We start from the raw sequence: 12,691 nt of genomic DNA on the forward strand, positions 1-12,691 counted from the left end.
CCCCTGCCGTCACAGACCCCACCCTTCACTCGCTCAGTTAGGTGAACCTAACCTAACCAAACGGGTGACGGCCAGCGTGATCTCGGCCACCCTCGCACTCAGCTGCCCGGCGAGAAGTTCCGCAGCCGCAAGCTGTTGGACACCACCAGCACCGACGACAACGACATCGCCGCCCCGGCGATCAGCGGGTTCAGCAGCCCGAGCGCCGCGAGCGGCAGCGCGGCGACGTTATATCCGAACGCCCAAGCCAGGTTGCTCCGGATGGTCCTGAACGTCCGTTGCGCCAAGCGGATCGCATCCGGCAGCACCGCCAGGTCGTCGCGGACCAGGATGATGTCGGCCGATCGCAGGGCCAGGTCGGTCCCCTCGGCAATGGCCAGCCCGAGGTCCGCGGTCGCCAGCGCAGGCGCGTCGTTCACCCCGTCGCCGACCATCGCGACCCGATGTCCCTTGCGCTGCAACGCAGACACTGCCTCAGCCTTCTCACTGGGCAGAACCCCGGCGAGCACTTCCGGGATCCCGACCTCTGCGGCCACAGCCTGAGCGGTCGCCTCGTTGTCGCCGGTGAGCAAAACCGTGCGCAACCCCAGCCGATGCAACTGCGCAACTGCCGCGCGCGCCGACGGTTTCACCTCGTCCCGCACCACGAGCATTCCCGCCATTGCCCCGGCACACGACACCAGCACGACGGTCGCCCCCGTGTCTTCGGCATCCACCACCGCCGCCGCGACCTCCGAGCCGACCGGAATCCCTTCCTCAGTAAGGAATCGTGGCCGACCGACCAGCACGGACTGTCCATCGACGACGCCCCGCGCACCCAACCCCGGCAATGCCTGAAACTCGGCGGCGTCCGGAAGTTCCTCCGCGTAGCCGGCAACGATCGCCGCCGCAATCGGGTGTTCCGACGAATCCTCGACGGCAGCAGCGAGCCGCAGCACCTCCGCCGCCGAGAGTGACCCGAACGACCTGGTCTCGGCAAGCGACATCCGACCTCGGGTGACCGTGCCGGTCTTGTCCAGCACCACCGTGTCGACCGAACGACTCGCCTCGAGCGCATCCGGCCCCTTCACCAGAATGCCAAGCTGAGCACCCCGGCCGACGCCGACCATCAGCGCCGTCGGAGTCGCAAGACCGAGCGCGCACGGGCACGCGATGATCAGCACCGACACCGCAGCACCGAACGCCGCCCGCCCCGGTTCCCCGGCGAGCAGCCATCCCGCCAAGGTGAGCACCGCGAGGGCGGACACCACCGGCACGAACACGGCGCACACCCGGTCGGCCATCCGCTGCACCGACGCCTTCCGTTCCTGCGCCCGCTCGGCCAGCGCACTCATCTGCGCCAGCTGTGATCGCGCCCCGACGGCCCCGGCGCGTACCACCAGCCTCCCGTTCAGATTGATGCTCCCGCCGATCACCCGGGCACCCGGCCCGATCTCCGCGGGTACCGGCTCTCCGGTGATCGCACTGACGTCCACTGCGGACAGTCCACTCTCGACAGTTCCGTCCGCAGCGATCTTCTCCCCCGGCCGCACCACGAACCGGTCGCCGACGACCAGTTCTCCGATGCCGGCAAGCACCTCGCCGTCCGCGCGCAGAATCCGCACGTCCTTGGCGGCAAGGCCGTCCAGCGCGCCGAGCAGATCCGCCGCACCCCGCCGTGACCGCAGCTCGAAGTACCTTCCGGCCAGCAAGAACGTGGTGACCCCGGCCGCGACATCCAGGTACACCGAATCGGCACCCGGCGCCGTGGCCCCGAAACCGAGCCAGTATCCCGCCTCCCCACCCGACCCGGTCATCACGGAAACCGCGGACCACAGATAGGAAGCCAGCACTCCCAGCGAAACCAGAGTGTCCATACTGGACGATGCGTGCCGCAGGTTTCGCAGCGCCGCACGATGGAACGGCGCCGCCGACCAGAACACCACCGGCGTGGCGAGCAGCAGGCAGACCAGTTCCCACGACGGGAACCGCAGCGACGGCACGAGCGCGAGCGTGATCGAGAGATTGCCCAGCGGGACGGCGAGCACAGCCGCAACGATCAGCCTGCGGCGCAGGTCGCGCACCCGGGCATCGCGCTTCTCCGGGCTCGATTCGCCGCGAAGGGTTGCGGTGTACCCCGCACGCTCGACCGTCGCGACCAGCTTGGCCGGATCGAGGTCGGCCGGGTAGTGGACGCTCGCGCGTTCGGTGGCGTAATTGACGGTGGCACGGACGCCGTCGAGCTTGCCGAGGGAACGTTCGACGCGCGCCGCGCATGCGGCACAGGTCATCCCGCCGACGGCGAGATCGAGGTGACGGGTGGGGGTCGCCGCGGGGGCGGCGGTCTGCGTGGACATGATTCTCCGGGGTCCGGTTCGGGCACGAGCTGGTGGCAGTGCCGGCGCCGGGTCGATTCCCATCCTACCCCAGAAAATCGGTCGCCACTCCTTCGGGTGACTCGGGAACCTTTCAGGCCTCCCGAACGACTATCCGGATGGTGGCAGTGCCCGACCAACCCCGAGAGCCAGGAGTGACAATGACCGAATCCCTTTCCCCGCAAGGAACTCTGCACCACGTGACCACATTCTGCGGCAACTGCGACTGCGGCTGCCCGGAACTCTTCCTGGACGAGTCCGCCCCGCCCGAACGCCGCGTCGTCCTCACCGACGATCACGGGCAGCGGGTGCAGATGAGCCTGGCGCAACTGAGGATTGTCGTGGACGACGTGAAATCCGGGAAGCTGGATCACGTGCTCAATACTGTGGATGGCGGGTGAGATCGGGTGCGTACAACGAGATCAGGCAGACGGGCGGGCCGTTGGCTTGCGATTCTGCGAACCCGGTGGCTTCGGCGATTCCGGCGCAGGCCCGCGGAATCACGCCTCAGCCTGCGTCGGCACCTCGCGGTTCGACGCTCGATTCCCCACGCGGACACGCCGAATCCCCTTGCCCAGTCCGCAGAATCAACGTCGCCGCGCGGCCAATTCGGCGAGCATTGCGTTGTAGGCGGAGAAATCGTCGTCCTCGCCTTGGTCGAATCGGCGGTCCAGCCGGGCAGCTTCGCGGTCGTCGTGCCGGCCCCATTGCACCAGCAGCGCGACGACCACCACGATCATCGGAAGCTCGCCGGTCGCCCATGCGATCCCGCCGCCGAGGCGCTGGTCGGTGAGCAGGTCCGGCATCCACGGAAGGGAGAGGTACCGGTAGAACGTCTCGGCGATCACCGTCTGCTTGTTCATCAGGATCACGCCGAAGAACGCGTGGAACGGCATCACCGCGAACATCATGCCGAGCCGGGCGAGGTGCGGCATCGTGCGCGGTGGCCGGTCCACGCCGATCACCAGCCAGAAGAAGACGTAGCCGGACACCACGAAATGAAGGTTCATGAGCTGGTGCGCCCAGTGGTACAGCATCGCCTCGCCGAACAGGCCGGAGAAGTACAGCGCGTAGTACGACCCGACGAAAACCACGGCCGCCACGAGCGGGTGCGCGACCAGCCGCGCGAACCGCGAATGCAGCAGCGCCACGAGCCACTCCCGCGGGCCGGCCGGTCCGTCGCCCGCCACCGGCAGGGCGCGCAGAGCGAGGGTGATCGGCCCGCCCAGCACGAGGAGCACCGGCGCGAGCATGGCGAGCGTCATGTGGGTGACCATGTGCATGCTGAAAGTCCCCGAGGAGTACTTGCCCACGCCCGAAGACGTCGCGATCAGCACGGTTGCCCAACCGCAGGTCCACGCCCAGGTACGCCCGCGCGGCCAAGCGTCGCCCCGCTTTCGGAGTCGGCGGACGCCCAGCGCGTACGCCACGACGGCAAGCACTGCGAGCACCCCGAGCAGCAGGTCGGGGCGCCAGTCCAGGAGGAGGCGCGCAAAGGTCGGCGGATCGGGCAGGTCGTAGCCGAGCACGGTTTCCCCGACGGTCGCCGGATCGGCGACGAAAGCCGGCGGTACGAGGTGCGCGAGCCCGGCCGACACGCCCATTGCCCCGGCCAGCGCCACGACTTCCGCCACGAGAGCCGCTCTTCCGGTACCGGTTCGCCGGCGGGCAGCGGCAATCAGCACCGCCAGCACCGCTGTGATCGCGACCTTCGCACCCAGGAGCAAGCCGTAGCCACTGAACAGTCCCGCCGGACGCGCGAGCGCCAGCCCGTCGACGAGTCCGGACACGGCGAGCACGACCAGGCATCCGGTCGCCAAGCGCCGGTACCGCTGCAGTGCAACCTCCCGTACCGGACCCGATCGTCGAACGTGGAACAGCAGCGCCACCAGCGTACCGGTCCACAATGCGGCGGCGATCACATGCCATACCAGGGAATTCGTGGCCAGGTCATGCCACTGGCCGACGGACACGTGACCGGCGACGGCTCGCGGCAGCAATCCGACGGCCGCGATTCCCAGCCACAGCACGGTGCTCCGCCAGCTGAGGGTGCACCAGGCGCCGACCGCCACGACCAACGCCGCAGCCAGGACGCAGAGCCAGGCTTTCGGTTCCTCCATGGCATCGACGAGGACGAGGAGGTTGGTCAGGTGGAATGCCTCGGACACCGGACGGCCGGACGCATCGGCAGCGTCGAACGGCACCAGTACCGCCGCGGCGAGGGCCCAGACGACCGCTGCACCGGCCGCGGTGCGGGTGGCGGCATAGCCGTCCGCGGAAAGCTTGCCCGACTTTCCGGGCGGGCTCAGGAAAGCAGCGAACGCAAGTGCGCCGACGCACACCACGCCGGCCGCGTCGGCGACCAGACGGAGCAAGGAGGTGCCGAGCGAGGTGAGCGGCCCCGGCGACGGGTTGCCGAGTGCCGCATAGACGTCGCCTGCGGCAGCAACCACCACGACGACGACCACGGCGGCAAGTCCCGCAGCGGCAAGCAAACCCCGCCGGTGCGGAGAGGGGATAGTGCGCACACACGAGTGGTCGGGCGGAACCGCCCGCGAGTTCCCGCGATCCGGATCACGTTGGGGTCAATGTCCAAGGCACCTGGACAGGATGGAGCGGCACAGGACCGCAGTCAGGCGCGACCCGGCAAGCGAAACTGCGACCCGGCAAGGCACCACGACCCACGAGCGAGGACGGGGCTTACATCGCGTTGCCGGTTTCCTCCTGCGCGCGCAGGAGGTCCTCGCGGGCGCGGGCCACCCTGGAGCGCACCGTTCCGACCGGGCAGCCGCACACTTCGGCGACCTCGGCGTAGGAGAGGCCGAGGAATTGGGTCAGCACCAAGGCTTCCCGGCGATCCTCGTCCAGGGTGTCGAGCAGCAGTCCCAGTTCGATCAGGTCCTCGAACCCCGCGGTGCGGGTGCGGGCGGACTGTTCCTCTGCCGCACGTTGCCAGTCCGCCGTGCCCGACTCGCGGGGGCGCGCGGACCGGGCGCGGATGCGGTCCACCACGACGCGTCGTGCGATGGACAGCAGCCACGTGCGCGAGGACGACCGGCCGGCGAACCGGGGCAGCGAGCCGAAGGCACGCAGATACGTTTCCTGGGTGAGGTCGTCGGCGTCGGCCGGGCTGGTCCGGTGGGCCAGGAACCGCCATACGTCGGCCTGGGTCGCGCGCACCCAGTGCTCGAGCGCGACGCGGTCGCCCCGGCCGCCGGCGAGGGCGAGCACGGTGATCCGCTCGTCGTCGTTGTCGCGGCCGGTGGACACGACCATCACGGTAGTCCATCCCGTTCGAGAGGGGTTTCGTGACCAGCTTCCGGGAAGAAAGTCGGACGTGCCGGGAACTTCGGTGGCCGTTCGCGCGACTAGGAGAGACGTGAGCTGTGAAATCTTCCGCGAAGCGCTGTCCGCACGGCTCGACGGCGAGACCGGACCGCTGCCCGGGGAGCAGGTCGACGAGCACCTCGTGACCTGCGTGTCCTGCCGCAGCTGGTACGACCGCAGCGTCGCGTTGCGCCGGAGTTTCCTGGTCCGCAGCGCGCCCGCGGTGCCGGACCTGACCGATCGCATCCTCGCCGATACCCCGGCGCCGCCGCGGGAGAAGTGGGGACTGCGGGTCGCGCTCGGGCTGGTCGGGCTGGTCCAGTGCGGGCTGGCGTTCGCGCAGCTGCTGGGCATGGACAACGCGCACGGCGGCGGGTTCATGACGGGCCACCTCCTGAACGAGAGTGCCGCCTGGAATCTCGCGGTCGGCGTCGGGCTGCTGTGGGCTGCCCTGCGGACCCGCGCGGCGGCCGGTCAGCTGCCGATGATCACCGGGTTCGTGATCGTTCTCGCAGTGCTCACCACCAGTGACCTGATCGGCGACCGCGTCACAGCCGGCCGGGTGCTCTCGCACGTCTTCCTCGTCGCGGGGCTCGCGCTGCTCTACGCGGTCCACCGGCAGCACCGGCTCCGGCACCAGCCCGGTCCCGACCTCGCGGACACCGCCGACGATCCGGCCGACACCACCATTACCACCCGCGGTACACTCGCGCTGGCGCGCCCGCACCCGAAACGCGGCCGCGACTCGCAGCGCCCGACCGGACGGCACCACGCGGCCTGATCAGATCATCGCGACGGTCATCACCGCCATCCCCAGGCTCATCACGCCCTCCATCAGGAGCCCGGTGGTGCGCCGGCCGGGCCGGGTTTCGACGCGGGCGTGGTCGATCGCGCGAGCCAGCCACGCGATACCGGCGGCCAGGAAAACGACCGTGAGCCCCACCGCAACCACCACGACGTGCGATGGCGAGTGCCCCGTCATCGTCATGCCCGCGTGCCCGGCGTGCCCACCTGCCGTGGTCGACATCGTCATCCCAGCCCACGGCATCACGAAAGCCATCCACGCCATCCCAGCCATCATCAGCGCGTGGTACATCCGGCCGTGCTTCGCGGTGACCGCGAACCAGACCGCCGCCGCGGCGAACAGGACGACCTGCGGCATCCGCGCGAAACTCATCGTCGCGGGCCAGGCCATCGTGATCATGCCGGCGCACATCAGCGTGTGCAGGACGTCCGAGACCCGGCCCGTGATGCCCACCTGCCGGACGCACCGTTCGAGACAGAACACCCCGGCCGCGGCGAACAGTGCGGTGAGAATCCAGCGCAACCCCGGGTCCGCGATCACCGCGCGACTCCCCGACGCAGGCCGACGAGGTAGTCGAGCACGAGGAAACCGAGCAGCGACAAGCCGAACACCGGCAGGAACCAGGCCAGCCCGGCCGCACCGACAAGCACCGGCGCCAGCACCCGGCCGGGGACCCGGCGCCAGGTTCCCCGCGCCGGTGGCCTGCCGAACCGCCCACCTGACAGCCAAGCGACTCGCCCAACTCCTGGCCGACCGAGCCACCCAACCGGCGCCCGGCCGACCCGCCCAACCGGTAGCCGGTCAACCCGACCACGACCCGATGCACCGCCGACCCGCCCAGCCGATAGCCGGTCGACCAGACCACCAGCCGACGCACCGCCGACCCGCCCAGCCGATAGCCGGTCAATCCAGCCAACTCGTGGCCGACCGACCCGCCCAACTGGCAGCCGACCGACCCGCGCAACCGGCAGCCGGTCGACCCGACCACGACCCGATGCACCGCCGACCCGCGAGGGTCCCACGCGCGTTGCGCCCGGCGGCGCGTCGTCGTCCGTGGCCCCGTCGACCCGCGCGCGATCTCCCGCAGGCAACAGCTCCTGGCTGTCACCGACGGGCAGGTCCTCCGGCCTCGCCCGGGTTGGGCGGCGGTGCCACCACATCCGGTACCCCCAGCCGATCACGCACATCAGCGTGACGCCCAGGACCGTCAGCAGGATCTGGTTCGCGAGGCCGAACAGCGCACCCATGTGGGCGTCGATGCCCCAGCTGCTCAGTTTCGCGGCCAGCGGGAAGTCGGCGAAGCGCAGGGTTCCGGTGAGCCGCCCGGTACCAGGGTCGACGGACATCGAATCCCGCCGGTCCGGCCAGCCCGAGCCGACTTGTTCCACCGCGTAACCTCCGCCTGCGGCCGGTGGGCGGATCTCGACCGGGTCCGCCAGGCCCGCTCGCGCGGTGGCGTCTCGCACGGTCTGCCAGCCGACGTCACCGGGGGTTCCGGTACCGGCGGGCATCGACGGGGTCGTCCAGTCCAAAGTGGACCGCAGGGTGGTGATGTTGGCGCCGGCGTGGAGGGACCAGGTGAGTCCGGTGGCGGACAGGAACAGCAAGCCCAGTGCGATCCACAGTCCGGCTGTACCGTGCCACGACAGCAGCCGTCGTCGGCCGGGTTTTCCGCCGGACGGGAAGAGCAGCCGACGGCCGAGACCGGGGGACGGCGGTTTTGCGTCTGCTGGCGGAAACGACCGGCTGGGGTTCGCGCCCGCACTGGAGGACTGCCGACCAAACCTTCCGCCCGCGCCGGAAGACGGACGTTCAAAGCTCACCCCCGTGCCGGACAGTCGACTCCCAAAGCCCACTCCGGAAGACCGAGGCCCAAAGCTCCCGCCCCCTCCGGAAGACCGACGTTCAAGGCTCACGTCCGCGCCAGACAACTGACGCCCAAAACCCACGCCCCCTCCAGAAGACCGGCGTCCAAAGCCCACTCCAGAAGACACCCACCCGCCCACCCCCAAAGGTCGACGCCCAAAGCCCAGTCCCGCAAGGGAAAACAACCGGCCCAGGCGGCCAGGCGGCCCAACCTCCGGGCCTGCAAGCAAAAACTGCTCCGGCCCGTGACCAACCCCGGAAACCCCACGCCTCCGGGACCTGCGCACCTGACGGCCCAGCCACAATGCCACCCCGGCCACCGTGATCACCCACAGCCAGCTCGCGGCCAGTTCACTGTACAGACGGCCGAAGTCGCCCAGATGGAGGTTGCGGTGCAGAGTATCGACCCAAGCACGGAGCGGCAACGCTTGCCCGCTGCCGTAAGTTTCCAGCGCACCGCGGAGTTCGCCGTTGTGGGGGTTGACAAATACCGTGTACCGGTAGCTCGGTGCCAGCCCAGGGCGGTCGAAGATCACCTGCGTCGTGTCGATCGGCGACGGGGCCGGACGGACGCCCGCAATCGTTCCGTCCGGCACCGTGCCCTTGGCAATCGCGACTTGCCGATCTAGTGGGATCACCTCACCTGCTGCAGGTACGTGCAGTTCCTTCGCATACACGGCTTGTTCCAGCTGGGGCGTCCACACGTACGCAACCCCGGTGAGGGCCGCGACCAGCAGAAACGGGCCGACGAACACGCCGGCATAGTAGCGCAGCCGCAGCATCAGCGGGCGGAGTTCCGCCCAACCTGCTCGGGTACCGAAGCTGGACATCGGGCTCCTTTGCGTGGTCCGCCTCCCGAAAGAGTCGGCCCGCGCGGGTGCCTGGTTCCCGGCGCCGCTGTGACAGGGCTCACGAATCCACTGTGGACGGTTCGACCTCCATCAGCACCTCGAAGAGACCGGCATGCGGTTCGACCCCCGGAATACGCTGTCCGGCGGGCGTGAAGTTCCGGAACACCGCGCGATACGAGTCGACGTCTTCCCAGAGCGCGACGTTCACGTACTGGAACGTGGTGTCGTTCAGTCCCGTGTTGCGGTGCAGCCGCGCGTGGATGAACCCGGGCGCCGAAGCGAAATGGGCGATGGTGCCGCGCCAGGTACGGAGGAACTCGTCCTCTTTCTCCGGCGGGACGACAAAGCTGTTGATCAAGGTGATCGACATGGACTATCCTCGATTCAGGGAACTGTGATGACAATCCGGCCACGGACGTGCCCGGTTGCGCTCGCGGCGTGTGCTTCGCCCGCCTGTGCAAGGGAAAACTCCGCCGTGACCGGCAACGTGAGCCTGCCGGAAGCGACCAGGCGGGCGCCCTCGCGCAGAGCCGGTGTCTTGTCGCGGCCGAAGCCGGTCGACACCCGGGCGCCGTGCTCGGGAGCGCTGAAATCGGCGATCGACACTACTCTCGCGGGATCGCCGGTGAGCGCAATGAGTTCCGCGATGACACCGGATCCGGCCACGTCGATGGCGATGTCGACACCGGATCCGGCGATACCGAGGCCAACGCCAACACCCGACCCAGCCACACCGAGGCCAACGCCAACACCCGACCCAGCCACACCGAGGCCAACACCCGACCCAGCCACACCGAGGCCAACGCCAACACCCGACCCAGCCACGCCGCAGACGACATCAACACCGGATCCAGCAACGTCGACACCCGAAGCAACCGCGCGGATCCGGTCGGCAAGTCCGGGCCCGTAAGTGGTCGGCACCGCGCCCAGCGACGCGACGTACTTCTGGTTGTGCGGCCCGGCAACGCCGATCACCGTCGCGCCCCGGTCGACGGCGAACTGGACCGCCGCCGATCCCACGCCGCCGCTGGCGCCGTTGATCACCACGGTGTGCCCGGCGGCAACGCCGGCTTCGGCGAGCACGCGGAGCGCGGTCTCGAACGGGGTCGCGAAGCCGGCAGCCTCCACAATGGACGCGTTCGGCGGGACCGGCGCCCACGACGTGAGCACGGCATGCTCGGCGTAAGTCTCTTGCCCGGAACCGAAAACGGCGTCGCCGACGCGGACGTCCCGGACGCCGTCCCCGACCTCGTCGACGATCCCCGCCGCGTCGCCGCCGATCCCGGCGGGCAGCACCAGCGGCCGGACCTCCTGCAGCAGCCCCGCGCGGACCTTCCACTCGAGCCCGTTGACCCCGGCCGCTCGCACGGCGACGCGGATCTGTCCCGCTTGCGCGTGCGGAGCATCGACCTCGACGACCTCCAGCACGTCCGGTCCGCCGTATCGGGCAAATCGTACAGCTCGCACCCTTCCTCCTCTGCAGTTCGGCTACCCCGAGGATCGGCCATCACAGACGCGATCTGGACGCAACAAAGCCCAACACGCAAGAATCAGCCATGATCACGACCAAGCTGACGGATCTGGACCATCAGCTGATCCACGCCCTGCACCTCGACGCCCGAGCGTCCTTCACGCGTATCGGCGAGGTGCTCGACGTGTCCGCCAAGACCGCAGCCCGCCGCTACCGGCGATTGCGCGACACCAACGTGATCAACCTCGTGGGCATCGCCGACCCCCGGCATCTCGACGGCGCGGAATGGTTCGTGCGCATGCACTGCAAGCCCGGATCCGCCCGCCAGGTCGCCGACGCGCTCGCCGGCCGCGACGACACCCGGTGGGTCGCGCTCCTGTCCGGCGGCACTGAAATCAGCGCCAGCCTGCGTGCCTGGTCCGCAGGCGAACGCGACGACCTGATCCTGAACCGGCTGCCCCGCACCGCACCGATCGTCTCGGTCACCGCGCACCAGGTACTGCACGTCTTCACCGGTGCCCGGCATGGTTTCGAAGGAACGGCCACACTCAGTACCAGCCAGATCGCTGCCCTGCAACCGAATCACGCCGAGGATGCCGCCACCAGCCTGACCGACGCCGACCGTCCACTGCTCGACGCGCTCGCCGTCGACGGCCGGGCGCCCTACCCCGTGCTGGCGAAAGCGGCTGCGTGGTCGGAATCCACCGTCGCCCGTCGCATCCACGCGCTTCGGGCGGCCGGACTACTCCGCTTCGACCTCGACGTCAACGCGGCAGCCCTCGGCTACCACGCCGAAACGCTCCTGTGGACCAGCGTCGCACCGGCCCGCCTCCCGGCCACCGGCGCCGCCGTGGCCGAGCACCCCGAGGTCGCCTTCTGCGCCGCCACGACCGGACCGGCCAACCTGCTCGTCTCGACCGTCTGCCGCGACAGCCGCGACCTCTACCGGTACCTGACCGAATCCATCGGCGCCCTGCCGCCGATCGGCGAAATCGAAAGTGCACCGGTGATCCGGGTCGTCAAACGAGCCGGGCGCCTGCCGTGAAAATCCACAATGGACACCCGAACGGGCAGTGCTACCGTGCCCCGCGTGACCCGCTCCTTCTTCGAGGCCGAACGTCATCCCGGCGGCGAAATACTCCACCCACTGCCGAACGCGCGGTCCCGCTGGGGCGGCCAGCTGCGCGGGATGGCCACGAGCGGAATACTCGCCCGAGCCGCCGAACGGGCAGCTCCCGCCGAGCTCCGTCCGGTGCGATGGACCGTCGACCTCCTCCGCCCGGCTCGCAGCAGACCGTGCGTCACCACCACCGAGGTGATCCGCCGCGGCCGCCGGCTGTGCGTCGCCGAGGCTCGGCTGTGGCAGGACGACGTGCTCGTGAGCAAAGCGACCGGCCTGTTCCTCGCCCCCGGCGGCACGGTGACCGGGAAGACGTGGCAGCCGGACACCACACCCGAACCACCGCCACCGGACCTCCACCCGGGGACGGCCGAACCCCGGCTCTACTACAGCGACGACAAGGGCTGGACGAACACCCCGGCACCCCACCAGAACGCGAGCCGGAAAATGCTGTGGACCTACCCGCAGGAGCTCGTCCTCGGCGAGCGGCCGACGCCGTTCCAGCACGCGGCCACCGTCGCCGACCTGGTGAACGTGGTCGCCAACTGGGGTGACGCCGGGCTCGAGTTCATCAACGCCGATCTCACCCTGGCGCTCGCCCGCACGCCGGCGGACGACCTCGGGCTCGGGCTCGCCACCGTCCAGCGCGTCGAGGACGGCGGACTGGCCGTGGCCACCGCGGCCGTCTTCGACCGGCAGGGCCCGCTCGGCACGGTCACCGGCGCCGCGCTCGCCGCCCCGGCGCCGGTCGACCCGCGTACCCCCATCGGAGCATCCTGACCTGCGGAAAATCGCCGGGAAACCCGCCATTCGAGTGTCTCCCCATTGCTTCTGGCACCCGGTGACAGTATTGTCGCCGTCACATTCGGCACCACGTGTCAAATATCGACCGGCCAG

Annotated in this window: 11 protein-coding genes and 1 pseudogene; 4 read left to right on the top strand and 8 right to left on the bottom strand. The window is 69.6% G+C overall.

Annotation, left to right across the window (positions count from 1 at the left end):
* Nucleotides 1-98: 98 nt before the first annotated feature.
* On the bottom strand, nucleotides 99-2,336 hold the full coding sequence (locus tag OO71_RS10540) for a heavy metal translocating P-type ATPase (protein WP_033289507.1): 2,238 nt from the start codon (nucleotides 2,334-2,336) through the stop codon (nucleotides 99-101).
* Nucleotides 2,337-2,515: 179 nt separating this feature from the next.
* On the opposite strand from OO71_RS10540, the gene OO71_RS10545 reads away from it, so the two are divergent.
* Entirely contained in the window at nucleotides 2,516-2,755 is a 240-nt protein-coding gene (locus OO71_RS10545; protein WP_051791420.1) for a hypothetical protein, read from the top strand.
* A 186-nt stretch (nucleotides 2,756-2,941) separates the two neighbouring features.
* On the opposite strand, the gene OO71_RS10550 is transcribed toward OO71_RS10545, so the two are convergent.
* Together OO71_RS10550 and OO71_RS10555 are read right to left on the bottom strand one after the other, a co-directional pair.
* Nucleotides 2,942-4,882 carry a bifunctional copper resistance protein CopD/cytochrome c oxidase assembly protein gene (locus OO71_RS10550; RefSeq protein ID WP_084144852.1) on the bottom strand — a complete coding sequence of 647 codons (1,941 nt, stop codon included), beginning with the start codon at nucleotides 4,880-4,882 and terminating at the stop codon, nucleotides 2,942-2,944.
* Between the two features lie 172 nt (nucleotides 4,883-5,054).
* Nucleotides 5,055-5,630 (bottom strand): sigma-70 family RNA polymerase sigma factor, encoded by a 576-nt coding sequence (locus OO71_RS10555; protein WP_033289509.1) that lies wholly within the window; start codon nucleotides 5,628-5,630, stop codon nucleotides 5,055-5,057.
* Between the two features lie 103 nt (nucleotides 5,631-5,733).
* Between OO71_RS10555 and OO71_RS10560 the strand changes: the two genes are divergently transcribed.
* Nucleotides 5,734-6,462 (top strand): zf-HC2 domain-containing protein, encoded by a 729-nt coding sequence (locus OO71_RS10560; protein ID WP_033289510.1) that lies wholly within the window; start codon nucleotides 5,734-5,736, stop codon nucleotides 6,460-6,462.
* Here the strand turns inward: OO71_RS10560 and OO71_RS10565 are convergent, their stop codons facing one another.
* The 5 genes and pseudogenes from OO71_RS10565 to OO71_RS10580 form a co-directional block, all read right to left on the bottom strand.
* Nucleotides 6,463-7,026 (bottom strand): DUF5134 domain-containing protein, encoded by a 564-nt coding sequence (locus OO71_RS10565; RefSeq protein ID WP_033289511.1) that lies wholly within the window; start codon nucleotides 7,024-7,026, stop codon nucleotides 6,463-6,465.
* On the bottom strand, nucleotides 7,023-8,309 hold the full coding sequence (locus OO71_RS51585; RefSeq protein ID WP_211260495.1) for a PepSY-associated TM helix domain-containing protein: 1,287 nt from the start codon (nucleotides 8,307-8,309) through the stop codon (nucleotides 7,023-7,025). The genes OO71_RS10565 and OO71_RS51585 overlap by 4 nt, the downstream gene beginning before the upstream one ends.
* 327 nt (nucleotides 8,310-8,636) lie before the next feature.
* A pseudogene (locus OO71_RS48685) lies at nucleotides 8,637-9,182 on the bottom strand (PepSY-associated TM helix domain-containing protein); the annotation flags it as partial.
* Between the two features lie 79 nt (nucleotides 9,183-9,261).
* Nucleotides 9,262-9,573: an antibiotic biosynthesis monooxygenase family protein gene (locus tag OO71_RS47260; protein ID WP_051791422.1), complete on the bottom strand. Its 312-nt coding sequence runs from the start codon at nucleotides 9,571-9,573 to the stop codon at nucleotides 9,262-9,264.
* Nucleotides 9,574-9,587: 14 nt separating this feature from the next.
* Entirely contained in the window at nucleotides 9,588-10,670 is a 1,083-nt protein-coding gene (locus OO71_RS10580) for an NADP-dependent oxidoreductase (protein ID WP_033289512.1), read from the bottom strand.
* Nucleotides 10,671-10,759: 89 nt separating this feature from the next.
* Here OO71_RS10580 and OO71_RS10585 point away from each other — a divergent pair, with 89 nt between their 5' ends.
* Nucleotides 10,760-11,719: an Lrp/AsnC family transcriptional regulator gene (locus OO71_RS10585; protein WP_033289513.1), complete on the top strand. Its 960-nt coding sequence runs from the start codon at nucleotides 10,760-10,762 to the stop codon at nucleotides 11,717-11,719.
* A 45-nt stretch (nucleotides 11,720-11,764) separates the two neighbouring features.
* Entirely contained in the window at nucleotides 11,765-12,574 is an 810-nt protein-coding gene (locus tag OO71_RS10590; protein ID WP_063740044.1) for an acyl-CoA thioesterase domain-containing protein, read from the top strand.
* Nucleotides 12,575-12,691: the final 117 nt, after the last annotated feature.

It is taken from the genome of Amycolatopsis jejuensis (assembly GCF_000717335.1).
Classification (GTDB): Bacteria; Actinomycetota; Actinomycetes; order Mycobacteriales; family Pseudonocardiaceae; genus Amycolatopsis; species Amycolatopsis jejuensis.